At 32.1% G+C, this 23,870-nt stretch carries 18 protein-coding genes and 1 tRNA gene; 4 read left to right on the top strand and 15 right to left on the bottom strand.

Going from position 1 to position 23,870, the window contains the following annotated elements; genetic code table 11:
* Positions 1 to 280: 280 nt before the first annotated feature.
* The 7 genes from ASC44_RS12965 to ASC44_RS12935 all read right to left on the bottom strand — a co-directional run bounded on the left by ASC44_RS12965 (position 281) and on the right by ASC44_RS12935 (position 9,361).
* Positions 281 to 353, bottom strand: a tRNA-Met gene (locus ASC44_RS12965).
* Positions 354 to 472: 119 nt separating this feature from the next.
* Positions 473 to 655 carry a CPXCG motif-containing cysteine-rich protein gene (locus ASC44_RS12960; RefSeq protein ID WP_055448053.1) on the bottom strand — a complete coding sequence of 61 codons (183 nt, stop codon included), beginning with the start codon at positions 653 to 655 and terminating at the stop codon, positions 473 to 475.
* 102 nt (positions 656 to 757) lie between these two features.
* Complete coding sequence (locus ASC44_RS12955) at positions 758 to 1,576, bottom strand: leucine-rich repeat domain-containing protein (RefSeq protein ID WP_055448052.1); 819 nt, start codon at positions 1,574 to 1,576, stop codon at positions 758 to 760.
* A gap of 155 nt (positions 1,577 to 1,731) precedes the next feature.
* Positions 1,732 to 3,051, bottom strand: a complete 1,320-nt coding sequence (locus tag ASC44_RS12950; protein ID WP_055448051.1) for a TolC family protein — start codon at positions 3,049 to 3,051, stop codon at positions 1,732 to 1,734.
* Positions 3,041 to 6,238 carry an efflux RND transporter permease subunit gene (locus ASC44_RS12945; RefSeq protein ID WP_055448050.1) on the bottom strand — a complete coding sequence of 1,066 codons (3,198 nt, stop codon included), beginning with the start codon at positions 6,236 to 6,238 and terminating at the stop codon, positions 3,041 to 3,043. Before ASC44_RS12945 ends, ASC44_RS12950 begins: the two co-directional genes overlap by 11 nt.
* 2 nt (positions 6,239 to 6,240) lie before the next feature.
* Positions 6,241 to 7,374 carry an efflux RND transporter periplasmic adaptor subunit gene (locus ASC44_RS12940; protein WP_055448049.1) on the bottom strand — a complete coding sequence of 378 codons (1,134 nt, stop codon included), beginning with the start codon at positions 7,372 to 7,374 and terminating at the stop codon, positions 6,241 to 6,243.
* Positions 7,375 to 7,453: 79 nt separating this feature from the next.
* Positions 7,454 to 9,361 (bottom strand): ABC-F family ATP-binding cassette domain-containing protein, encoded by a 1,908-nt coding sequence (locus ASC44_RS12935; protein WP_055448048.1) that lies wholly within the window; start codon positions 9,359 to 9,361, stop codon positions 7,454 to 7,456.
* A gap of 86 nt (positions 9,362 to 9,447) precedes the next feature.
* Between ASC44_RS12935 and ASC44_RS12930 the strand changes: the two genes are divergently transcribed.
* Positions 9,448 to 9,840: a DUF983 domain-containing protein gene (locus ASC44_RS12930; protein ID WP_055448047.1), complete on the top strand. Its 393-nt coding sequence runs from the start codon at positions 9,448 to 9,450 to the stop codon at positions 9,838 to 9,840.
* 6 nt (positions 9,841 to 9,846) lie between these two features.
* On the opposite strand, the gene ASC44_RS12925 is transcribed toward ASC44_RS12930, so the two are convergent.
* The 8 genes from ASC44_RS12925 to ASC44_RS12890 all read right to left on the bottom strand — a co-directional run bounded on the left by ASC44_RS12925 (position 9,847) and on the right by ASC44_RS12890 (position 20,410).
* Complete coding sequence (locus ASC44_RS12925; protein ID WP_055448046.1) at positions 9,847 to 10,890, bottom strand: NAD(P)/FAD-dependent oxidoreductase; 1,044 nt, start codon at positions 10,888 to 10,890, stop codon at positions 9,847 to 9,849.
* Positions 10,891 to 11,031: 141 nt separating this feature from the next.
* Entirely contained in the window at positions 11,032 to 11,931 is a 900-nt protein-coding gene (gene porN, locus ASC44_RS12920) for a type IX secretion system ring subunit PorN/GldN (protein ID WP_055448045.1), read from the bottom strand.
* Positions 11,932 to 11,971: 40 nt separating this feature from the next.
* Positions 11,972 to 13,534 (bottom strand): type IX secretion system motor protein PorM/GldM, encoded by a 1,563-nt coding sequence (porM, locus tag ASC44_RS12915; RefSeq protein ID WP_055448044.1) that lies wholly within the window; start codon positions 13,532 to 13,534, stop codon positions 11,972 to 11,974.
* Between the two features lie 46 nt (positions 13,535 to 13,580).
* Positions 13,581 to 14,216 carry a type IX secretion system motor protein PorL/GldL gene (gene porL / locus ASC44_RS12910; RefSeq protein ID WP_055448043.1) on the bottom strand — a complete coding sequence of 212 codons (636 nt, stop codon included), beginning with the start codon at positions 14,214 to 14,216 and terminating at the stop codon, positions 13,581 to 13,583.
* Positions 14,217 to 14,267: 51 nt separating this feature from the next.
* Positions 14,268 to 15,635 carry a T9SS ring complex lipoprotein PorK/GldK gene (porK, locus tag ASC44_RS12905; protein WP_055448042.1) on the bottom strand — a complete coding sequence of 456 codons (1,368 nt, stop codon included), beginning with the start codon at positions 15,633 to 15,635 and terminating at the stop codon, positions 14,268 to 14,270.
* A 170-nt stretch (positions 15,636 to 15,805) separates the two neighbouring features.
* On the bottom strand, positions 15,806 to 16,972 hold the full coding sequence (locus ASC44_RS12900) for a formimidoylglutamase (protein ID WP_055448041.1): 1,167 nt from the start codon (positions 16,970 to 16,972) through the stop codon (positions 15,806 to 15,808).
* A 3-nt stretch (positions 16,973 to 16,975) separates the two neighbouring features.
* Complete coding sequence (gene topA / locus ASC44_RS12895; RefSeq protein ID WP_055448040.1) at positions 16,976 to 19,519, bottom strand: type I DNA topoisomerase; 2,544 nt, start codon at positions 19,517 to 19,519, stop codon at positions 16,976 to 16,978.
* A 117-nt stretch (positions 19,520 to 19,636) separates the two neighbouring features.
* On the bottom strand, positions 19,637 to 20,410 hold the full coding sequence (locus ASC44_RS12890) for a hypothetical protein (protein WP_055448039.1): 774 nt from the start codon (positions 20,408 to 20,410) through the stop codon (positions 19,637 to 19,639).
* A gap of 132 nt (positions 20,411 to 20,542) precedes the next feature.
* Here ASC44_RS12890 and miaB point away from each other — a divergent pair, with 132 nt between their 5' ends.
* The 3 genes from miaB to ASC44_RS12875 are packed head-to-tail and all read left to right on the top strand — an operon-like array spanning position 20,543 to position 23,803.
* The gene (gene miaB, locus ASC44_RS12885) at positions 20,543 to 21,985 is read left to right on the top strand and encodes a tRNA (N6-isopentenyl adenosine(37)-C2)-methylthiotransferase MiaB (RefSeq protein ID WP_055448038.1); all 1,443 of its coding nucleotides are present in this window, start codon (positions 20,543 to 20,545) and stop codon (positions 21,983 to 21,985) included.
* A gap of 1 nt (position 21,986) precedes the next feature.
* Positions 21,987 to 22,511 carry a YcxB family protein gene (locus ASC44_RS12880; protein WP_152973332.1) on the top strand — a complete coding sequence of 175 codons (525 nt, stop codon included), beginning with the start codon at positions 21,987 to 21,989 and terminating at the stop codon, positions 22,509 to 22,511.
* Between the two features lie 32 nt (positions 22,512 to 22,543).
* On the top strand, positions 22,544 to 23,803 hold the full coding sequence (locus tag ASC44_RS12875; RefSeq protein WP_055448036.1) for a sigma-54 interaction domain-containing protein: 1,260 nt from the start codon (positions 22,544 to 22,546) through the stop codon (positions 23,801 to 23,803).
* Positions 23,804 to 23,870 lie beyond the last annotated feature (67 nt).

Raw genomic sequence — 23,870 nt, 5'->3', positions numbered from 1 at the left:
ATATAGAAGAGCTTTTTATATTAGATTAATATGTGCATTAAAATCGACGTTTAAAAAAATAAATATAGGAGAACAAAGGTATTAGTATAAAAGCGCAAAAAAACACCTCTTAACACCATTCCGGAGTCATTTCATATCATAAACTGACTAGAGTTATAAAGAGAAAAATGGTTATTCATTTTTTTTAAATATTAACTATATCTATCTAAACTAAAAATAAACATCGTTATTCTATATGAAGCATAAAAAAAGCTTCACATTTCTGTGAAGCTTTGCTTAGTAGCGGGAACTGGACTCGAACCAGTGACCTTCGGGTTATGAGCCCGACGAGCTACCTACTGCTCTATCCCGCGATTTATAACGTAAATAAATTTCTTAGCTTTTAACTTTCGGCTCATAATACCGACCATTTTATTTCCGACTGCAAATATACAATCCTTTTTACATATTACAAGCTTTATTTTAAAAAAAATTACTGTTCTATATTTAAAGCCTCAAAACCAACTAGTTCCATGTCATCAAACTGAGGAGAAAGTTGTATTGGATTGCAACAAACCTCACAATCCTCTACATAAGTCTGTTTTCTAACACTACTATCTAGCAACATAGATATTGTTTCCCAGCAATAAGGGCATTGAAAAAAGTGCTCAAACATAATATTATATCATTTTTTTGTAAAAATAAAAAAGAGTCAACTATTAAGTTGACTCTTTTAAATACTATTTTAGATTTTTCCTCTTTTACTCTTTAGTTTCTTTTAGTCTCTTTCTACAACATAAGTATCATTAAAGGTTATAATAGCACTTCTTACGCTTGCTCTATCCTCTACTACAGTTGCGTATTCATAATCCATATTATTATCACTTACCATTAATGTACTTAGCTTGGTTAATTGACTAAATTGTAATGGTAAATTTCCTGTGAACTTATTTTCAGAAAGAATTAGTTCTTCTAAATTTTTTAAATCTGTTAATTCTAAAGGTATATGGCCTTCTAATTTATTATCAATTAAACTTAGTTTTTCAAGTTTAGATAACATTCCCATTTCTGTTGGAATATTTCCTGTTAAGAAATTACTTCCTAATTGTAATTCTTTTAAGTTAACTAAAGCTGTCAGTTCTGTAGGAATAGATCCTGTAAAGTTATTACTATATAGTGCTAAAATCTCTAGGTCTTTTAAATCTCCTAAGAAAGAAGGAATAGAACCTTCAAACTTATTTAAAAATAATTCTAAGCTTGTTAATGCCTTTAAGTTAGATAGTGATACTGGTATACTTCCTGATAATTTATTTAATCCGAAATTGATTTTTCTTAAAGACGTTAAATTTCCTATTTCATTAGGAAGTGTCCCGTTTAAGTTATTGAACGGCAAGCTTAAAGCAACAACAGTATTGTTTTCTACTGTTACACCATACCAAGTACTAGCATCTGTAGTTAAATCCCATGTCTTAGTCCATTGCGCTCCATTTGTTGAAGCATGCAATGCTAATAACGCATCTTTTTCTGTCTTAGAAATACCAGCAAAACTTAGTAATGTTGCAAAAAGAAAAATTAATGTAAGTTGTAGATTTTTCATTGTGGTTTAGTTTTTGGGACTAATATGAAACAAATCTAAGGTAAACCACTGTTAATGACAAATTTATTCGATGAACGACATGTGCCGTTCATCGAAAACATTAAAAACTCGTTTAAGAGCACTTAAATAACATTAAAATACTCGATTTTAGTGTTTTAGAATGAAGTATTAAGCAACTCTCCACTTAATTGTAATAGGCTTAATTCTGCTAATTTTGCAGCGAACTTTGCTTGATTTTTACTCAACTCTGCATTAAGTAAATTAAGTTGTGCTTGTCTAAACTCTATAGAATTTACTTGGCCAATTTTAAATTTTTCTTGCGTACGGCTAAAATTATTTTGAGCCGTGACAATGTTATTTTCTTGAAGATTATAAATCTCAAGCTTATTTGTAAAATCGTCCCAAACATTATTAAACTCCCGTGTAATACTTATTAAAATATTATCCTTTTGTAGCTGTTGTGTTTCAAGATTAATTTTAGCATTTCTAACACGAGTAATCGTACTACCTCCATCAAAAATATTCCAAGATAAATTTAAACCTGCAGACAGTCCTGTGTTTGTAGAAACTGCAACAAAACTTACTGCATTGTTATTGTTTTTATTCCAACCATATGTACCAACCAAACCTACTGTTGGTAGGTAAGCAGATTTATTAGACTTAATAGCTAATTGACTAATAGCTATATTTTTTTCGGTTTGTAATAAAGCTATATTTCTTGTTTTAGCCTTTTCAAATAAACTATCTTTTTTAATTTTCAATGCAAAATCAACTTCAGTTTCTACTGTAAAATCATCTTCTAAAACATTTCCTAAAACAACATTTAAATCGCGTTTAGAGCTTTTTAATTGTTGTTTAGAGTTTATTAGATTTATACTGTCGTTTACAATATCTACTTCAGCATTTAAAACACCTAGTTTAGTATTTTGTCCGTATTCGAATTGATACTCAGCTCTCACCAACCTGTCCTTAGAGATCTTTAAAGTTTCTTCTAAAGCCGAAACGTTTTCTAATGATTGAGAAACATTATAATACACCGAAAATAATTGAATAACCGTATTCTCAATAGTTTCGCGAGCTTGTAATTCGGACAATTGATATTGTTCTTTTAAACTTTTGTAGTTATACTGTCTCCCAAGACCATCGAAAATGGTGTAATTTAAACTTAGAGAAGCATTATATCTATCACTTTCCGCACCATTTAAAACAGTATTTGGTCTCCCATCTGAGAATTGAGATTCGTTATTATCTAAATTATATGTTGCACCAGCATTACCTGTAAGCGTTGGTAAATAACCTGAATTTAGAATACTAGTATTATTATCTGCTACTTCAACAGCATTATTTGCTATTTTAATATCGTAGTTATTTTGTAAAGTTAGCTTTACAGCTTCTTCTTGTGTAAGTACATTTTGTGCTTTTACTAAAGAAGTTAGAAATACGATTGCTATAACTAAACTATATTTAATGTTCATTCTCTTCATTTTGTTCTTTTATAGCACGTTCTACTTCTTCTTTTGTTACATCTTTTCCAGTATACAACCATTTTCCTTTTTGTTTAATACTATTACTAAAAGACAAGAATAATGGTAAAACTAATAATGTTAATATGGTTGCATAAGCGATACCAAAGGAAATAGAAATTGCCATTGGTTTTAAAAACTGTGCTTGTCTACTTTTTTCTAAAAGTAAAGGCGCTAAACCTGCTATTGTTGTTAAAGACGTTAAAAATATGGCTCTAAATCTAGATTTCCCTGCATTTAAAAGGGCTTGATCGAACTTTAAGCCTTCCTTTAAATTAGAATTAAATTTACCAATAAGCACCAATCCATCGTTAACCATAATACCAATTAAGGCAATAATTCCTAAAAGCGATAATATATTAACTGAGAAACCAAGCATCCAGTGTCCCCAAGCAACTGCTGTTAAACTAAATGGCACTAATAACATTAATAATATTGGTTGACTGTAACTTCTAAAAGTAAAAGCAATTACTATATAAATAAGAAAAAGAATAGGAATTCCGGCTTTACCTAAAGAACTCATTAACTTATCTTTTTCTCTATTTTGACCTTCAAAAGATGCAGAGATGGTTGGGTATTTAGATTTCAACTCAACCATTGTTATATTTTTTAAATCATCTAAAATATCTGCTGTACTAGTATTTGGATCTTTTAAATCTGCAGACACTTTAATTTCACGCTGCCCTTCCAAGTGGTTTATAGCAACATCTCCTCTTTCAATAGTATAAAAAGCGATATCCTTTAGCGTAACACGCTCTCCAGTTGGAGTTCCTATTCGCATTTCATCTAAATCATTAATAGACCCTCTATTACTTCTATCGTAACGCACCCAAACTCTAATTTCATCTTGCCCTCTTTGAAAACGCTGTGCCTGTGTACCAAAGAAACCAGAACGTACTTGCGCCATTACAGTGCTTAAATTTAAGCCTAGTAAATAGGCACTTTCTTTTAGTTCTATTCGTATTTCTTTAATTCCTGCTGGATCATTATCCTCAACATCTTTAAGTAAAACATTAGATTCTAAAACTTGTTTTAACTCTATTTTAGCGGCTTTTAATTCTTCAATATTATTTCCTAAAAGTGATACCGAAACTGGACTTCCTCCAAAGTTTCCTCCAGAACCATAAATTAAACGCTCTGTACCAACAACTGGTCCTACTAATTCTCTTAACCTATTGGTTACTAATGACGATTTAATAGCATCCGGTCGCTCTTCACCAGGTAACATATTAATTTGCAGTCGTGCACTAGAACTACTGTTTATTGTTAGAATAGTATTTTCAAACAATTGCTTATCAGTTCCTTTTAAATACTTCTCTGTAAACTCTTTATTAACTATAAATGATTTTTCTTCTATCATAGAAATAATAGAATCTGTAATTTTCTCGTTGGTACCATTAGGCATATCCAACTCTATAGAAACTCTATCACTTGCTACAGATGGGAACATTGTAACACCTATAACACCACCTCCAATGGCTCCAAAAGTTAAAATTAATAAAGCCACAAAAATACCTAAAGAGAGCAATTTAAAATTTAAAACAAAGGTAATTGCCGGTGTATATATTTTGTCTCTTAAAAAGTTCATGAAGTTATCTCCAGCCTTATTAATGATTCTCATTTTAGAGAAGAATTGCTTCATTTTCGAAGGATTCTCTTCTACAACAGGCTTTCTTAATGCTTTTGAATGTGCTAAATGCGCAGGAAGTATAATTAATGCTTCTACTAACGAAACAACTAAAGTAAGTATAACAATTACGGATACTTCACTAAAAAATTCTCCAATTCTACTATCTAAAAATAAGAATAATGAAAATGCTAACAGCGTAGTTATAATTGCAGAAACTACTGGAGGAATTACTTCCATAGTACCATCAATTGCTGCATCGACAGGAGATTTTCCTTTTTCGTAATGTTGATAGATGTTTTCGGCAATAACAATACCATCATCTACTAATATTCCAATAACGATAATCATTCCGAAAAGTGATAAAACGTTTATTGTAACATCAAACTGTCCTGCAAAAATAAACATTCCTAAAAACGAAATAGGCAAACCAAAGGCCACCCAAAACGCTAAACGCATATTTAAGAATAAGGATAAGAATATTAATACCAATAACATTCCTACAATCGCATTCTCGGTTAAAAGATCTGTACGCTGATTTAATGTCTTAGATAAATCACGAACCACATCTAACTGCACGTTATTATGTTTTTGGTTGTAACCTTCTATATACTCTTTTACTTTATCTGCCGAAGTAATTAAATCTTCGGTATTAGTACTTGTTACAGAAACGTTTATTGATAACTTTTGATTAAAGTATGTCGCATTTGGTGTTTCTGAAAAGCGATCACGAATTATAGCAACATCTTTTAATCGTATTACTTTACCATCGGCTGAAGCACGAACGACTATATTAGAAAGTTCATTGCCATAATACGAACGGTTATTTGCTCTAATAAGATACTCCTCAGCATCCGTTTTTATAGTTCCTCCTGTTGTTAATATATTTGTTCTACTAACTGCTTGAGAAACTTCGTTAAATGTAAGATTAAAAGCAAGTAAACTTGTTTCGTTTACTGCTATTTCAATTTCTTCTGCTGGGTAACCAGAGATATCTATTTGCGAAATACCATCTATAGCTCTTAAATCGTTTTCTACATCTCTACCAATTTGTTTTAAAGTAGCAAGCGGAATATTTTCTCCACTTAAAGCAAATGAAATGGTTTCTCTAACCGCTTCTTGTTTTGCAACTACTAAAGGCTCCATTCCTGATGGAAAAGAAGGTACACGATCTACAGCATTTTTAACTTCAAGTAACATGAAGTCAATATTCTCGTCTTTTTCTATTTCTACAGTAATCGTTCCACTGTTTTCTCTAGATACAGACGTTACACGGTCTATTCCTTTTAATCCTTTTAAATTATCTTCTATTTGAAGCACAATACCTTCCTCAATTTCTTGAGGTGAAGCTCCAGGATAAGTAACACTTACATTAATTATTTTAGAATCTACTAAAGGAAAAAATGATGATTTTAATGACGTTACACCAAGGTAACCAAAAATACAGAAAGCAATAATAAAGATATTAACTGCTACATGGTACTTAATAAAATAAGCTATAAGTTTTCTCATGTTTACTGTTGGTCTTTAGCTTTTGGTTTGTCTTCAAAAGGCTTAACTAGCATTCCTGCATAAGCTCCAGGAACTGGCTTTTTAAGTATAATAGTTCCATTAGGTACATTTTTTAAAACCACTTTTGTATCCGAAAAATATACAGGTTTTACATCTATTACATCTAGTAAACTATCTTTAACCACATACACTTGTTGACTTTCTAATAATAGATTTCTATCTATTTCTACAGCATTAGCTTCTTCTTTTGCATTTAAATTCGCTTCTAAATACATACCTTCTTTTAGGCTTGCGTTTTTAACTTCAATGTACGCTGTAATTGTTTGTGTGGTTGGATCTATACTTCCGTTTATACGAGATACTTTTCCTTTATAGCTTTCAGTTTTATCCAAATTATTTAAAGCCACTTCTTCTCCTACTTTAAGCAGGTTGGCAAAGGTTTTACTAATAGCCACTTCCATTTCGTAAACTGAAGGATCTATATACTCTCCAAGTTTTTGACCGCTTCTAATTAAAGTACCTTCGGTTACTAACGCTTCGGTTAAAATTCCCGAAAAAGGAGCTGAGATATAATACTTAGCTAAACGCTGTTCTTGCGTTTTAACATTGTAGTAATTAGAGACTATACTTCTACCAGTAATGAAGTAGTTTTCCTTATCGGAAGTCATTTCCGGTAATTTTGGTGTTGTTTTATTTAAATCGAAACTATTAAGATAGTTTTGCCATTTATCAAAAATATCTGGAAAGTCTAAACGTAAATCTGGCATAATTGCCGCTATAGAATTATACAAGTTACTTTTTGAAGATTGTACACTTGCGTAGTATTCTGCAGCGTCAATTTTAATTAAGGTTTGTCCTGCTCTATATTCTTGACCTGGTTTAAACAGTTTATTTCCAGTTTTAAAAATGCCTTGAACCTCTGCATAAAGCTCTAGACGACGCTTAGCTTCAAGCTTACCATTTGCAGCAATTACTATTGGAATTGTACTATTTTGTACAGTATCGATAAATACTGTTTTTACAACTTTTGCCTGTACTGGCTTTGGTTTATTTTTATCTGCTATTAACTTTTTAGCAAATAAAAAAGAGGCTACTACTAGCAATATGCCAACAATAGATAGTATAATTTTGCGCATTGGTATGGTTTTAAAAAGTAAGACCGCAAAATTAGTCTATAGTTTAACCGCTAAACGTTAAAAAAAACTTAAAAAGCCATTAACTGTAATCCTCTAATTGTAAAGTGATTTCCTCCCAATTTTCCATCAATTTCTCAAGCTTATCTTTTTTTGCTTGGTAGCTTTCAAAGAAATTAGGCTTGGCTACAGTCTCATCGTAATTAGTAGCTAATTCCACATCTATTTCTTTGATTTCTTTTTCTAACTGATTTATTTTAGATTCAGTATTACTTAATTTATTATTAAGCGATTTTTCTTTCTTCTGGTCTTCGTAAGATTGTTTGTTTTTTTCTTTGGGTGCTTCTTTTTTAACGGTACGTTTTTCTACTTCACGTAAATTATCAACTTGACGTTTATCTAGATAATAATCGATATCTCCTAAATACTTCTTTAGTTTTTCATCTTTAAATTCGTAAACCGTAGACGTTAAACCTTGAAGGAAATCTCTATCGTGAGATACTAAAATTAATGTTCCTTCAAAACGTTGCAATGCTTCTTTTAAAACATTTTTAGACTTAATATCTAAGTGGTTAGTAGGCTCATCCATTATAAGTACATTAAATGGCTGCAACATCAGTTTCGCTAAAGCTAAACGGTTACGTTCACCACCAGAAAGCACTCTTACATATTTCTCTGCTTCCGATCCTCGGAATAAAAATGATCCTAAAATATCACGAACTTTACTTCTATTCGTTTCGTTAGCAGCATCTATCATAGTATCTAAAACGGTTTTACTTCCGTCTAAATATTCTGCTTGATTTTGTGCAAAGTATCCTATTTGTACATTATGCCCCAATTTAAGAGAGCCATCATGTTGAATATCACCAACTAAAATTTTAGCTAAAGTAGATTTACCTTGACCGTTTTGCCCAACAAAAGCTGTTTTTGCATTACGTTCAATTAATAAATCGATATTAGATAAGACTTGTTTTTCTCCGTAATTTTTTGAAATAGCATTAGTCTCTACTACTATTTTACCAGGTGTAATAGACACTGGAAAATTAAGTGTCATTACACTATTATCATCTTCATCTACCTCTATTCTATCAATTTTATCAAGCTTTTTAATAAGCGATTGCGCCATAGTTGCTTTAGATGCTTTTGCTCTAAACTTTTCTATAAGCTTTTCGGTCTGCTCAATTTGTTTTTGCTGATTCTTTTGTGAAGCTAATTGCTGTGTTCTTAATTCTTCACGTAAAACTAAATACTTAGTGTATGGTTTTGGATAATCGTAAATACGACCCAAAGAAATTTCTATAGTTCTATTGGTTACATTATCTAAAAACATTTTATCGTGAGATACAATCGCTACTGCACCTGCATAATTTCTTAAAAAGCCTTCTAACCAAATAATAGATTCGATATCTAAGTGGTTTGTTGGCTCATCGAGAAGTAATACATCGTTATTTTGAAGTAATAATTTTGCTAATTCAATACGCATTCTCCATCCACCAGAGAAAGTATCTGTTAGTTTATCGAAATCTTCACGCTTAAAACCTAAACCTTGCAGAATTTTTTCGGTTTCACCTTGATAGTTATAACCTCCTAAAATTTCGTATTGGTGTTGCGCTTCGTTTAAATCAATCATTATTTGATTATAACCTTCGCTTTCGTAATCCGTTCTTGTAGCAAGCTGCGTGTTTATAATCTCCATTTGAGATTCTAATGCTTTAATTTCTACAAATGCTTGGTAAGATTCTTCTAAAACAGTTCTTCCTAAAACAAAATCGATGTCTTGTTTTAAAAATCCTATTTTCATATCCTTATCACCTGCTATCTGCCCAGAATCTGGCTCCATTTCCTTAGAAAGGATTTTAAGCATGGTAGATTTTCCTGCTCCGTTTTTTCCTATAAGTCCAACTCGGTCTCCATTTCCTAATTTAAAAGTAATGTCTTCAAAAAGGTATTCTCCTTGAAATGAAATAGATAGATTATGAATGTTTAGCATTGATTTGTGACTTATGTTACACAAAATTAAACGGTATTGTTTAACTTTGTTTTATTGTTTAACAACTGCAAAAGTACATAAATTATATGTTTAATAAAGGATCTAAACTCTACGGAATATTTACAGGTGTTTGCCCAAAGTGCCATGAAGAATCTATGTACAAAAACAAAAACCCGTATGCGCTTACAGAAATTTTTAGCATGCATGATAATTGTAGTAATTGTGGTACTAAATACAAAATGGAGCCTTCGTTTTTTTACGGCTCTATGTACGTAAGTTACGGTGTTGGTATTGCTTTTGCTGTAGCTGCTTTTGTGATTAGCTATTTATTTTTAAGCAGTTCTCTTAATACCGCAATGATAGCTATTGTAGTTTCACTAATAGTATTCTATCCCATTATTATTAGACTATCCAGAAATATTTGGATAAATATTTTTATGAATTACGATAAATCTTTAGCTAAAAAGAAAAAGAGTTAAAATCTACTAAACATTAAATCGTGCAATGTCTATCTCATTATCTAAAGCAGAATTTCTTTCTATATGGTTAAAAAGTTGTTTTGCAACATAGGGCCCAATCATTACTCCTCGTGTTCCTAAGCCGTTTAATATAGCCATATTTTTGTGCTCTGGATGCCTACCAACTAAAGGTCTTCTATCTTTAACTGTTGGTCTAATTCCTGCAACTTGATCAATAACTTTAAATTCACACGTAATTAACGTTTTTAACTTGTTTAAAAGTTCTTCTTTTGCTTTTTCACTAATGTTGTTAGTTTTATCAGTACGCTCGTAAGTGGAACCAATACGATAAATATCATTACCTAACGGAATTATAAATACACTAGATTTTAAAACATAATCCAATTTTAAATTAGGAGCTTTAATAGTTACCAATTCACCTTTACTTCCTTCTAACGGTAGTGTATTAAAAAACAGATTATTTTTAATACCATAACCTTCGGCAAAAACAATTTGTCTTGCTGAAATACCATTATAAACTACAACATCTTCTTCAAATTCAATTAAATCATAGTCAAAATATTCTTCAATTAGTAACTGTCTAGATTTTAAATCTTTTTTATATTCTGAAATTAATAATTTAGTATCTATCCTACCAGTTTCTAACACTTCACCAAATCCAAATTCAGAATTAATAAACTGATTAGTGTTTTTATAAATATTTAAAGACATGTAATCTGAAAGTCCTTCTCGATCGGATCTTGCAAACCAATTATTTTGTTCTTCTAAAGAAGTAAAACGTTTCCTAACAGGAACCTTATAGTCTAATTTAACGTTTAATCTCTCTTCAATTTTAGTATACATTGGTAACGCCAAAGCCAATTGTTCTTTGCTTTGCCAAACAGGTGTAAATCTTTTTAAAGTGACCGGGTTATAAAGTCCACCAGCAACTGTAGACGATTGTTGTGAATTATTATCTAAAACTACAAAGGTTTTAATATTCTCCATTAACTGCTCACAAAAGGCAATCCCTGCTAATCCACAACCTACAATTATGTAATCTACTTTCATTATGTAAAGGTAAAATTAATCTGTCTTTTATTTTTGAAAAAAAAGTTTATTTAATTTTTGAACAATAATAATTACATTATTACACAAAAAAAACGCTCACTAATAAAAGTGAGCGTTTTAAAATATATTAAGTATTTCTAATTAGTATGACCACATATCTAACTCGAAGTTTCTAATCTTTTCTTTAATTCTTTCAGATTCTAAAAGTTGCATTAATGCATTTTCAGCAACATAATCTTCAACTTTACGGTCACCGAACACATTTTCTTCTCTAGTAATAACCGCATTAAAACGACGTGCGTTTAAAATGTGATCGAAAGAAAATGGAACAGCACTGTTTTTAGCATTGAAAGATTTCGCTTCGTGCAATACTTCTCTTGCATCTGGAAAGAATACCCAAAATAATGCATTTGGTTCACTATTAGCAGCATCTTCTGAATCTAAAAAGTTTACATCTGGAGCTGCTGGTGCAATTCCCATTAAACGGTATTTTAATTCACCTTGACGCTTATCGAAGTACCATAATCCTTTAATAAAATAGGCACTTACGTGATAAGAAGAAATTTCAGTTTTTGTAATATACTCAGGATCTACACGACCTTCAGCATTAAACTGGTCATAACCGTAATCTAGAGTATCTATCTTAGTAGTTATGTCTTTCATTTCTTTAGCCGTACGCTTCGCAGAAAAATAAGAATCGTTATAAACGTTTTCAATTGATCCATCGGCGATAGACTTCGTTAAAACATCATAAAGAGAACGTCTATTACTTCCAATATTATTAGTATCCACAGGATAGTATAATGGAAAGTTAACACGCTCGTCTAATATAATTTTTTCCCAAGTCATTTTAGCGAACATAATATCTCTATCATCAACATAACCATACTCTAACGGTTTATCGTTGTCTAAAGCTTTTTGTTCTTCAGTTTTCACACCAATCTCAGATGGAGATTTAGCATTTAAAATGTTAGCTTGAGCAAATGCGCTAGAAGAGATAAGTACTCCACATACGACTGCTAATAAAGATTTACAATTCATTTGGTTCTTCTTTTTTATTTAATTTAATTATAAAGCTAGTTTAGTTTGATAACTCTATAACTATTGGAGATGCTGGTTTCATTTTTGGACCAGTAGATCTTGACTTAATTTCAAAAATCTGTATTGCATCACCTCTTCTTGCTTTGTTAATTGCTGCCTTAGCCTGACCATTCATTTTACTACCGCTTACAGTAATACTTGGTTGACCTGGTACTTTTACTTTAAATCCTGTTACCGTTAATGGTAAATCGAAATCAAAATCTAATAATACTGCTTTAACTGTTCCTGCAGCAACATTTGCTCTAGGAAGTTTTCCAGATTCCTTTCCTGCCATCTGACCTGTTGGCTTAGGAATATCTTTAATTCTGAATACTGCTTTATCTGAAGCTCTTGAACCATCATCTAAAGTTGCACTAACATTAATTGTAACTTCTTTACCAGAAGAAGGAACCATTTTATATTTACCAGCTTGTCCTGCTTTAGATAAACCAGCACCTGACGCAGATACTTTATTATCTGGTACTCCTGCAAAAGAAATAGTCATTGGGTTTGAAACACCACGGTAAACTACATTCATTTTATCAGCAGAAATAGTAGCAGAGTTTGGTCTTGGAACTACAACGTAGTTTCCTTTAATATCAATCTCTAATGGCTTACCATCTTCTAAGAAGGTAAATTTACCTTTGATATCATGCTCACCAACATTTCCAACATTAAAATCTAATGTTGCAGCTCCAGTTGAATCAATTGCTTTTGTTAAGTCAATTTCTTTTCCTTGAACATTTAATTTTGTAGGTGCTACTTTAGCATATTTACCAATTACTACTTTACCTTGAAACTTCTCTCCTGCAAAAAACGCAGACTTATCAGCTAAAATAATTGCTTGATATTTATTAAGTGATACCGCATCTGTTAACACATTACCTAAATAGTAATTCATTAAGTTAGCTTCAGTTACTTTAACATCATTTTGCATTGCTGTTAACTTAGTAAAAGATGCTATTGCTGGAAATCCTTTAAAGTGATAGTCTAACCAATCGATATCTTTACCATCCTTATTTTTTTGCTTTGAAGTATCAAATAAATCCTGAAAACTTTTTAAGGCTTTACTTGCCTTAACGTCTTTTCCTAAGATATCACTAACTTCATTTTTGTAAGCTTCAATTTTTGCCATTACAGCTTGACCTGGCTTAGACATACGGTCTCCTGTAAACCACATTTCATCTAAAATATCAGTTTTATCCATCGCTTCAAAAGGTAACTTACCTGTCTCAGGATCGATAGTATACTCTCCTTTTTTCAATAAATCATTCTTCAAACTTTCTATATAACTATAGAATTTCTCTGAAGCTATACTTATTTGTTTAGCTTTTGTTGCTGGTATTAGAAACTCTTCAGGCTTTTCTTCACCTTTTTTCTCTAAATCTGCTAATAAAGCAGCATTTCTTTCTGAAGTATCGTCATTAGAAGTAGAAAACTTTGCTTCCATTAATCCAAATGCCGATAATACTTCTTTTGACATATTCATCGCCATCATTGCGATAAATACTAAATACATCAAGTTAATCATTTTTTGCCTTGATGATGCTTTTCCTCCTGCCATGTCTAATTAGTTTTTAAGTTATTAATATAGTTATACTAATTACTAATTAGTTTTTATTCATTGCAGTTAACATTCCTCCATAAACTCCATTTAAAGAAGATAAGTTAGATGCTAATGATTGCATTTGCTCTTTTAATTTACCTGCATTCTCTACAGACTCCTCGTTAATAGCCGCTTGACGACTAGCAGAATCCATTTGCACTTTATATAAACTGTTTAAAGATTCCATTTGTGCAGCAGCAAGAGTCATTTCTTCGCCATACTTCTTCGTTGCAGACATAGCGTCTACTGTTGGAGAAATTCCTTTTGCAGCACCTTCGAAATTTTTAATACTGTTACCTAAGCTTGCCATTAACTCACCATCAATTTTAGCATCTTTTAATAAGTTATCTAATTTTTGAGATAATAAACCTTCAGCATCTTTAGGTGCTTCAAGTTTAGCTTTTTTAGTTGTAGCTACACCTCCAGCTAATTCTGGATATACTAAAGACCAATCGGTATCTGCAGATTGTCTTTCGAAAGCAGAATAAGTAAATACTAAAGCTTCTACAATCATTCCGACTGTTAATATTTCAGAAGCCAAAGGCCAGTGTTGTATTTTGAATAAAGCTCCAACGATTACCAATGCTGCTCCAAGTCCATAGACCATATTAGTTACTGTAATTTTACCTTTTTGTGCCATAATTTCTAAGTTTTAGTTTTTAGTTGTTTATTAATTTAGTAGGGTTATTTATTATCGTCTTGAATTGGCAGTAACTTCAGTTCCCATATAATCTTGAACTGTTCTAAAACCAATATAACTTCTTGCAGAATCTGCATATTCGTAATCTCTTGAACTTACTTGTAAAAAGTATGCAACATCTTTCCAAGAACCACCTCTTACAACTTTACGTTGATTACTAGCTTCATTTACACTTGGATTAATTGTAGACATATGTTCGTATGAACTAGGATCGTAAGATGCGTTTACCCATTCTGAAACATTTCCAGCCATATTGTATAGGTTAAAATCGTTAGGTTCGAAAGCATCTGCTTCTACAGTATACAAAGCTGTATCTGCTGCATAATCTCCACGTAATGGTTTGAAGTTAGCCATAAAACAACCTCTGTCGTTTTTAGCGTATGGTCCTCCCCAAGGGAAAGTTGCTGCTTGTAAGCCACCTCTTGCCGCATATTCCCATTCTGCTTCAGAAGGTAATCTATAAGAGTTTACGTAATGTCTTTTCTTTTCTTTTCTGTAAGAATTATGCTTTAACGTTCTCCATTGGCAGAAAGCTTTAGCTTGTTTCCAAGACACTCCAACTACAGGATAATCTCCATAAGCATCATGCCAGAAATAGTCATTGTGCATTGGCTCATTATAAGAATATGCAAAATCTCTAATCCAAGCTGTAGTATCTGGATAGATCTCTACTTCTTCTTTTATAATAACATCCTTACGACGTAAGTTTTTGTTTTTTGCTGCTTTTTCAATATCCATATAAGAATATTGGAACTTGAATTTTGTTACATCCCAAGTACGTTGACCGTTATAAGACTCTTCTATAGGTAAGTACATAGTATCCATAACTTCTACATAGTATTCGTCTGGATATTCCGCCGTATCGAAAACTAAATCTACATCGTGATTTAATTTTCTTCCTTCGTAGCCAGTTTCACCAAGACCACTATAGTTGTCAATCATGTATTGCTCGTAAGGCGTCATTTCTTCCTCGTTAGCATCTTTAAATGCAAATTGACCAATACCAGGCTCTCCACTTTCACCAGTTTCTCCAACTTCATCAGCTAAGATTGCTAATTTAGTTCTGATTGTAGAATCTCTAACCCATTCTACAAATTGACGATACTCACTATTAGTGATTTCTGTTTCGTCCATGTAGAAAGCTCTTACTGTAACGGTTTTTGCAGGTGCATCTTGGATTCCAGCTAAATCATCATCAGCTTTACCCATAATAAATGCTCCTCCAGGTACCAAAGTCATACCGTAAGGCTTCTCTGGATGCCACTTCTTTCCTTTAACACCAACTAATTGACCTTTGTCACTAGAACCACAACTGGCTAAAAGCGTTAAAACTACTGTTAATAATAGAAACTTTTTCATATTCATTATAAAACTCGAGGTTAATTATATACTCCTAAATTTTCAAGAGCGTAAACATATTTATATATTATTTAAAAAACAACTTTTTAAAGGAAAATAATTACGCTTAATCGTGTTAAAATTGCTTTTAAACGATTAGCGAATTGTTAAAATTGAACGATTTCCATTAATTATATGCTATTCTTTTGATACGCTTTATACCATCTATTGGGTATTTTACCATTACATGCATCTAAATAATCTTTGTGCGTGCAAGGTAATAACGTATGCTTTTTTAATTTATTATTAACATTTGCTAAAAAAGGAATTTCTATCCACCATCTTCCTGTTTTGGTGCTTTTATAGAAAACTAATTCTTCGGCGTCCGCTAAAGTAGTGAATTTTTGGTGATTATTATCATCTAAAAAGTCGTCATCTTTTACTCTGCAGTTTACACCTTCAATAAAATACCACAACATTTGCGATATCAACATCGCTGTTACTTCATCATCATAAGACGGTTTATACTCAAATATACCAAATGCAGAGACCTTATTACTAATTCCTGCGTAACGTGCCATTGCGCAAATTTCTTTTCCATCTAAACCGTTTGGAGACATTCTTTGCTTTAAACTAACTTCAGAAGCTTTTACTGCCCCTAAATCAATACTAACCACATTGGCATCACGCATAACTGGTTCGGCAAGCGTAATATCATTAGATATCTCTCCTAATCGGTACGCTTCGAAATACAAACGTTCCATTAAATCTATTTCTTCCTGAGAATTAAAATAGGTTTGATAGCCTATAGCCGCATAATTAAATAAATTGTAAGGCTCGTCTAAGATTACTTTTCCTACGAAGCTATTATTTTTAATCGGCTTAGCAGAATCCCCAAGGTCGAAACGAGAATCGACATTAACAATATTAACCATTGGCATTAAATTATCGTAAGCACGATAAATGGCGTAAGTTAAATCTTGGCTTCCACCTAAAATAACTGGAATAATCTTTTTCTGTACTAAAATAGACACCGTTGTCTTTAGAGCAAAATAAGTATCTTCTACAGACTCTCCTCTATTTATATCACCTAAATCTGCAATAGTTGTATTCCAAAGACCAGGAAACAATGCATAAAAGGATTTTCTCACCTCATTAAGCTGAAATTCTTCACCTATATAATCAGCATCATTTCTATTCTCTAAAACACCAATAATTGCCACCGAGACACCTTCTAAATCCGGAATCCCTTGGTCTGCAGAATGAATTCTTAATTTTCGTCCTAGCGCTTGCATAGACAACAACTCATTATGAGCTAAAACTACATCTGAAACTGGAGACAAGAAATTAAAATTCATATATTATTTCTTTTTTGCTGTAGTTTTCTTCGCTGTAGTTTTCTTCTTTGCTGCTGTCTTTTTCTTTGCAGCAGGTTTCTTTTTAGCAGCTTTTTTCTTTGGAGCATTCTTTTCTAAAATACCTTTCACTTCTTCTAAAGTCAAGGCTGGAGCATCTGTTGTTTTAGGAAGTTCTATTTTTACCTTTCCTTGTAAAATATTAAATCTTCCCCAACGTGCTTTTTCCACACGAATACCTTCATCTTCCCAATTATGGATAACCTTGTCGATTTCTTTTTGAATTTTAACTTCAATTAACTCAACAATATCATCATCGGATAAATTATCCCAATCGTATTTTTTATTCACATTAATAAACATGTTATTCCATTTTATAAACGGTCCAAAACGCCCTTTTCCTTTTTGCACAGGCAAATCCTTATACATGTAAATAGGAGCATCTGCTTCTTGCTTTTCTTTTATTAAGACAATAGCATCATCCAATTCTACTGTTAAGGGATCTGTACCTTTTGGCAATGAAACGTAAGCTTCTCCAAATTTTACATACGGTCCAAAACGACCATTATTAACAGCAACTTCAAGATCTTCGAAAGTTCCTAAGTTTTTAGGAAGCTGAAATAAATCCATAGCTTCTTCAAAAGTGATGCTTCCTAATTGCTGATCTGGACTTAAACTTGCATAGGTTGGCCCTTCTTCATCGTCCGACATTCCCATTTGAACCATTGGTCCAAACTTACCTAAACGTACACTTACGCGTTTACCAGTTTTAGGATCTTCACCTAAAATACGTTCTCCAGATTCTCTTTCTGCATTTTCCTGTACATCGATAACTCTTGGATGAAAATCTTTGTAGAACGCTTTCATCACGTCTTTCCAATCTGCTTTACCATCTGCAATATCATCAAACTGATCTTCCACATTAGCTGTAAAACTGTAATCTAATATGCTTTGGAAATGGTTGACTAAGAAATTGGTTACAATAATACCAATATCTGTTGGTACTAGTTTCCCTTTATCCGAACCTACTTTTTCTGTAAGTAGATTATCATTTACGGTTCCTTCTTCAAGAACTAATTGCGTATAATTACGCTCCACTCCTTCAATTGTTCCTTTTTCAACATAGTTTCTATTCTGAATAGTTGAAATAGTTGGCGCATACGTAGACGGTCTACCAATACCCAGTTCTTCTAATTTCTTTACAAGCGATGCTTCTGTAAATCTATATGGAGCTCTTGAGTAACGTTCGGTAGCAGTAATATTTTTATTTAATAATGTCTCACCAATTTTCATGGCTGGTAACATTCCTTCTTGCTGCTCTAAATCTTCATCATCGGTACCTTCTAAATAGACTTTTAAAAATCCATCAAAAGTAATCACCTCTCCATTAGCAGTAAAAGTTTGCTTATGTGACGCTGCATTTATTTTTACATTGGTACGTTCTAATTTCGCTTCGCTCATTTGCGATGCAATAGCTCGTTTCCAAATTAACTCGTATAATCTTGTTTGATCGTAATCTAAACCTGCAGTATGCACTGCAAAATTTGTTGGTCTTATCGCTTCGTGAGCTTCTTGCGCTCCTTTAGACTTACCTTTATAATTACGTTCTTTTGCGTATTCCTTTCCGTAGGCATCAATAATTTCTTTTGCTGCTCCTTGTTTAGCTTCGTTAGACAAGTTTACACTATCTGTTCTCATATAAGTAATTAAACCGGCTTCGTATAGACGTTGCGCCATAGTCATGGTTTTACTTACTGAAAAATATAATTTACGTGATGCTTCTTGCTGTAATGTTGAAGTTGTAAATGGTGCTGACGGTGATTTTTTGGCCGGTTTTTTCTCTAAATCTGAAACCTTAAACGTTGTATTTGCATTTTGCTCTAAAAACTTTAAAGCTTCTGCTTTTGTTTTTATCGCTTTTGGCAATTTTGCTTTAAACGATTGTCCTTCTTCATTTGAAAATTCAGCATCGATTCTATAAGACGCTTCAGCTTTAAACTCATTAATTTCTTTTTCACGCTCTACAATCAATCTAACTGAAACCGATTGTACTCGTCCTGCAGACAAACCTCCTTTTACCTTTCTCCATAATACTGGAGACAACTCGTAACCTACAATTCTATCTAATACACGACGTGCTTGCTGCGCATCTACTAAATCGTAATCTATTTGTCTTGGATTCTCTACTGCTTTTTGGATTGCAGATTTAGTAATCTCATGAAAAACAATACGTTTTGTCTTCTCTTTAACCAAGCCTAAAGACTCAGCCAAATGCCAAGCAATAGCCTCACCCTCTCGATCCTCATCACTAGCCAACCAAACCATTTCTGCTTTCTTTGCTAAATCTTTAAGCTTTTTTACAATTGCTTTTTTATCTGAGGATACTTCGTATTTTGGATCAAAATCACCTTCTACATCAACACCTAACTCTTTGGAAGGTAAATCGGAAATATGCCCATAACTAGACTCAACTTTAAAGTCTTTTCCAAGGAATTTCTCGATTGTTTTTGCTTTCGCAGGTGACTCAACTATTACTAAATTCTTAGCCATTTTTCATTTTTTATGAGTGCAAAGGTATAGCAAAAAAAATATATCAACCTAATTAAAATACTTTACCCTTATATATATACCAAATAAAAAGCCTTGAAAAACAAGGCTTTTTACTTTTTATTCAATACCAATTTTCTCAACAGAATCGACAGAATCTAATCCTACAACTTCCTTATATATAAAGTATAAAGGATGATCTGCAAAAGCTGCTGTAACAATAATTCCTATACCACATAACAACATTCCAACCATAGAGGCTAATAATGAAGATATCATGACCAAACCGAAAGTAATTAGCCATTTCTTGTGTCCTATTTTAAAACTTAACTTAATAATTTCTGAAACCGTTAATTCTGGGTTAAATGCAAAAATTACAGTAAAAAATGACATTGGAACCATAACATAAAACAATGGTAAATAGCATAACACCATTGCTACTATTGAAATTGCCATACTTGCTAACATTAATAGAAAGATATTAGTTAAATAAGGTGCTTTAAAAAAGTAAAACAAAGATTTAAAACTCACTTGCTCTCCTCTATCAATAGCTCCTAAGTCTTTAAAAAATGCTGCACGCATAGCAACTGTTACAACACTAAGCAGCAAAACACCTACAATAAATAACCCCATATATACTAAAGAAAAACCTCCCATAAGCATAGATAAATCCTCTGGATTCATTTGCCCGTTTTCTGAATTACCAACTAAGGCTACTACAAACGGAATATAAAACATTAAAATAAAAGGAATTATAATTACAAATGTAACCAATTGCACAGATAGTCCGTGCATCCAACTTTTCTTAAACAACTCTATCGACTTGTTAAAAATTGTACCAAAATCTAAAGCTTTATTCGCTTCTATTTTCTTTTCTATTTCAATGAAATCCATTTACTTTCTTTTATTTAAATATTAATGCTTCAAATGTAGGTTTTTTAACTATAATTTATAACTGCCACTTTGTCACTTTCATTTAAATAATCTTATCTTTGCATCCTAATTGATTTGATTTTATCAATATTTATGGAGAAGACTATAGACGAGGCTAAACAAGGAGAGACTTTAATTTTAGAGCAAAAAGAAAATAATTCTAAGAAACTTTTTATTGAAAGCTACGGTTGTGCTATGAATTTTAGCGACAGCGAAATTGTTGCTTCTATATTAAATGAGCAAGGCTACAACACTACAGACAAGTTAGAAGATGCAGATTTAGTTTTAGTAAATACTTGCTCTATTAGAGATAAAGCAGAGCAAACCGTTAGAAAACGTCTACAGAAATACAATGCCGTAAAACGCATAAATCCAAAAATGAAAGTTGGTGTATTAGGCTGCATGGCAGAACGCTTAAAAACTAAATTTTTAGAAGAAGAAAAAATTGTAGACCTTGTTGTTGGCCCAGATGCTTATAAAGATCTACCAAACCTTTTAGCTGAAGTTGAAGATGGACATGATGCTATAAACGTTATCCTATCTAAGGATGAAACTTATGGAGATATTTCTCCTGTACGTTTAAACACTAACGGTGTAAGCGCCCTAGTTTCTATTACACGTGGTTGCGATAACATGTGCACCTTTTGTGTTGTACCATTTACTCGCGGTAGAGAACGTAGTCGTGACCCACAAAGTATTATTGAAGAAGTTAATGATCTTTGGAATAAAGGCTATAAAGAAATTACTTTATTAGGACAAAATGTTGATAGTTACCTTTGGTATGGTGGCGGATTAAAAAAAGATTTTATTAAAGCTACAGATATGCAAAAGGCAACTGCTGTAGATTTTTCGAAACTATTACAAATATGTGCAGAAGCACAACCAACAATGCGTATTCGCTTTTCTACGTCTAATCCTCAAGACATGAGTTTAGACGTTATTAAAATGATGGCGAAATACAACAACATTTGTAATCACATTCATTTACCTGTACAAAGTGGAAGTAATCGAATTTTAAAGGAGATGAATCGCTTACACACACGCGAAGAGTATTTTACTTTAATAGACAACATTAGACGTATTCTTCCAGAATGTTCAATAAGCCAGGATATGATTGCTGGTTTCCCTACAGAAACAGAAGAAGACCATCAAGATACATTAAGTTTAATGCAATACGTTAAATATAACTTTGGTTTTATGTACATGTATTCTGAACGCCCAGGAACTCTTGCTGAACGTAAACTAGAAGACGATGTACCAGAGGCAACTAAAAAAAGACGCCTTACTGAGATTGTACAACTACAACGTGATCTTGGAGAAATTCAAATTAAAAAATATATAAATACTGAAGTTGAAGTTCTTATTGAACGTGAGTCTAAAAAATCTAACGAACAATGGTCTGGTAAAACATCTCAGAATATTGTTGCTGTTTTCCCTAAGGAAAATTACAAGGTTGGAGATTTAGTAAAAGTTACCGTTTTAGATTGTACAACTGCTACCTTAATTGGTGAGGCTGTTGATCTTTCAAAAAAATAATATGAGCGATAAAGAAATTATAATAAAACCTAAGTTTGACTTTAAGACTGTTTCCAAAGCAAATCTTTACATGTCTTTTAATAGACTTATTACAAAAATTCTTATTGTTCTTGCAGTATTATTTTTTATTTGCTTTTTATTAGCATATTTTTTTCTTGAAGGAGAAATAAAAAATGATATAATTTACACCATATCACCAATTCTATATTTGTATTTGTTGTATCCAGTTTTATTAATTCTTCTAACTCGTTATTCGACTAAGAAATCCCTTAAAAACAACTATCGCTTAAAAGAAGATTTTCGGTATATTTTTAATAATGAATACTTTAGAGAGCTAGGAGAAACTTTTGATCTCAAACATAAATGGGGAAAGTTATTGAAAATTAAAGAAAAAGAAGATTACTTTCTTATATATCAAAATAAGAATAGAGCGAATATTATATCAAAAAATAGTTTTAATGAGAATCAATTATCGGATTTCAAAAAATTATTAAAAACTTTAGATATAAAAACAAACTTTAATTAATAAAAAAAATTCCTGCCTTCGCAGTAAAAGATATGGAATCATCAATACAAGCTACAAAACAACGTTTCGGTATTATTGGAAATAGTGCCACTTTAAATCGTGCTATAGAAAAAGCAATCCAAGTATCTCCAACAGATATCTCTGTTTTGGTTACGGGAGAAAGTGGTGTTGGTAAAGAAAGTATTCCTAAAATAATACACCAATTATCTCATAGAAAGCACAATAAATACATTGCAGTAAACTGTGGCGCTATACCAGAAGGCACAATAGATAGTGAGCTTTTTGGCCATGAAAAAGGCGCTTTTACAGGTGCAACAGCAACTAGAAATGGATATTTTGAGGTTGCAGATGGCGGTACTATTTTTTTAGATGAAGTCGGAGAATTACCACTAACAACACAAGTACGCTTATTACGTGTGCTCGAAAATGGTGAGTTTATAAAAGTAGGTTCAAGTAAAGTACAAAAAACGAATGTGCGTATTGTTGCAGCTACAAACGTAAACATGTTTGAAGCTATTAAAAAAGAAAAATTTCGTGAAGATTTATATTACAGATTAAGCACGGTAGAAATCAACTTGCCACCTCTACGAGAACGCCAAGAAGATATTCATTTACTCTTTAGAAAATTCGCTAGCGATTTTGCTTTAAAATACAAAATGCCAACGATTAAATTATCGGATGATGCCGTACAAGATTTAATAAAGTACCGTTGGAGTGGAAACATTAGACAGTTACGAAATGTAGCAGAACAAGTTTCTGTATTAGAACAAAATAGAGCTATTTCTGCAGATACTTTAAGAGGATACTTACCATCGGGAACAAGCAATTTACCTGCCGTAATTAAAACTACAAAATCTGAAAGCGATTTTAGTAGCGAGCGTGAAATACTTTACAAAGTATTATTTGACATGAAAGCCGATTTAAATGATTTAAAGAAGCTTACCATGGAATTAATGAAAAATGGTAATACTAAAGATGTAGAAAAAGACAATGAAGGTTTAATTGAAAAAATCTACGGAGATAATGATGATGATGAAACTTTAGAAGATTTACAAGTATTGGCTATTCCGCAGAAAGCAGAAACAAAAAAAACTTACACAACAGAAACTAACGATAAATATCATTTTGCTGAAGAAATAGAGGAGGAAGAAACACTATCGCTGCATGATAAAGAGTTAGAATTAATAAAAAAATCTTTAGAACGCCATAGCGGTAAACGTAAATTAGCAGCTGAAGAATTAGGTATTAGTGAGCGTACACTTTACAGAAAAATTAAACAATTTGATTTATAGTTTTTCGTTACTATCAGACTTAAAAGCATTATAAACAACAAATAAAAGATTCTCACTTTCGTGAACA

It is taken from the genome of Lacinutrix mariniflava, from assembly GCF_001418015.1.
In the GTDB taxonomy this organism is placed as follows: Bacteria; Bacteroidota; Bacteroidia; order Flavobacteriales; family Flavobacteriaceae; genus Lacinutrix; species Lacinutrix mariniflava.
This window is presented reverse-complemented; position numbering and strand designations above follow the sequence as displayed.

Coding starts and splice junctions, on each gene's coding strand:
- ASC44_RS12960 (WP_055448053.1), bottom strand. CDS start 655: ATGTTTGAGCACTTTTTTCAATGCCCTTATTGCTGGGAAACAATATCT.
- ASC44_RS12955 (WP_055448052.1), bottom strand. CDS start 1,576: ATGAAAAATCTACAACTTACATTAATTTTTCTTTTTGCAACATTACTA.
- ASC44_RS12950 (WP_055448051.1), bottom strand. CDS start 3,051: ATGAACATTAAATATAGTTTAGTTATAGCAATCGTATTTCTAACTTCT.
- ASC44_RS12945 (WP_055448050.1), bottom strand. CDS start 6,238: ATGAGAAAACTTATAGCTTATTTTATTAAGTACCATGTAGCAGTTAAT.
- ASC44_RS12940 (WP_055448049.1), bottom strand. CDS start 7,374: ATGCGCAAAATTATACTATCTATTGTTGGCATATTGCTAGTAGTAGCC.
- ASC44_RS12935 (WP_055448048.1), bottom strand. CDS start 9,361: ATGCTAAACATTCATAATCTATCTATTTCATTTCAAGGAGAATACCTT.
- ASC44_RS12930 (WP_055448047.1), top strand. CDS start 9,448: ATGTTTAATAAAGGATCTAAACTCTACGGAATATTTACAGGTGTTTGC.
- ASC44_RS12925 (WP_055448046.1), bottom strand. CDS start 10,890: ATGAAAGTAGATTACATAATTGTAGGTTGTGGATTAGCAGGGATTGCC.
- porN (WP_055448045.1), bottom strand. CDS start 11,931: ATGAATTGTAAATCTTTATTAGCAGTCGTATGTGGAGTACTTATCTCT.
- porM (WP_055448044.1), bottom strand. CDS start 13,534: ATGGCAGGAGGAAAAGCATCATCAAGGCAAAAAATGATTAACTTGATG.
- porL (WP_055448043.1), bottom strand. CDS start 14,216: ATGGCACAAAAAGGTAAAATTACAGTAACTAATATGGTCTATGGACTT.
- porK (WP_055448042.1), bottom strand. CDS start 15,635: ATGAAAAAGTTTCTATTATTAACAGTAGTTTTAACGCTTTTAGCCAGT.
- ASC44_RS12900 (WP_055448041.1), bottom strand. CDS start 16,972: ATGAATTTTAATTTCTTGTCTCCAGTTTCAGATGTAGTTTTAGCTCAT.
- topA (WP_055448040.1), bottom strand. CDS start 19,519: ATGGCTAAGAATTTAGTAATAGTTGAGTCACCTGCGAAAGCAAAAACA.
- ASC44_RS12890 (WP_055448039.1), bottom strand. CDS start 20,410: ATGGATTTCATTGAAATAGAAAAGAAAATAGAAGCGAATAAAGCTTTA.
- miaB (WP_055448038.1), top strand. CDS start 20,543: ATGGAGAAGACTATAGACGAGGCTAAACAAGGAGAGACTTTAATTTTA.
- ASC44_RS12880 (WP_152973332.1), top strand. CDS start 21,987: ATGAGCGATAAAGAAATTATAATAAAACCTAAGTTTGACTTTAAGACT.
- ASC44_RS12875 (WP_055448036.1), top strand. CDS start 22,544: ATGGAATCATCAATACAAGCTACAAAACAACGTTTCGGTATTATTGGA.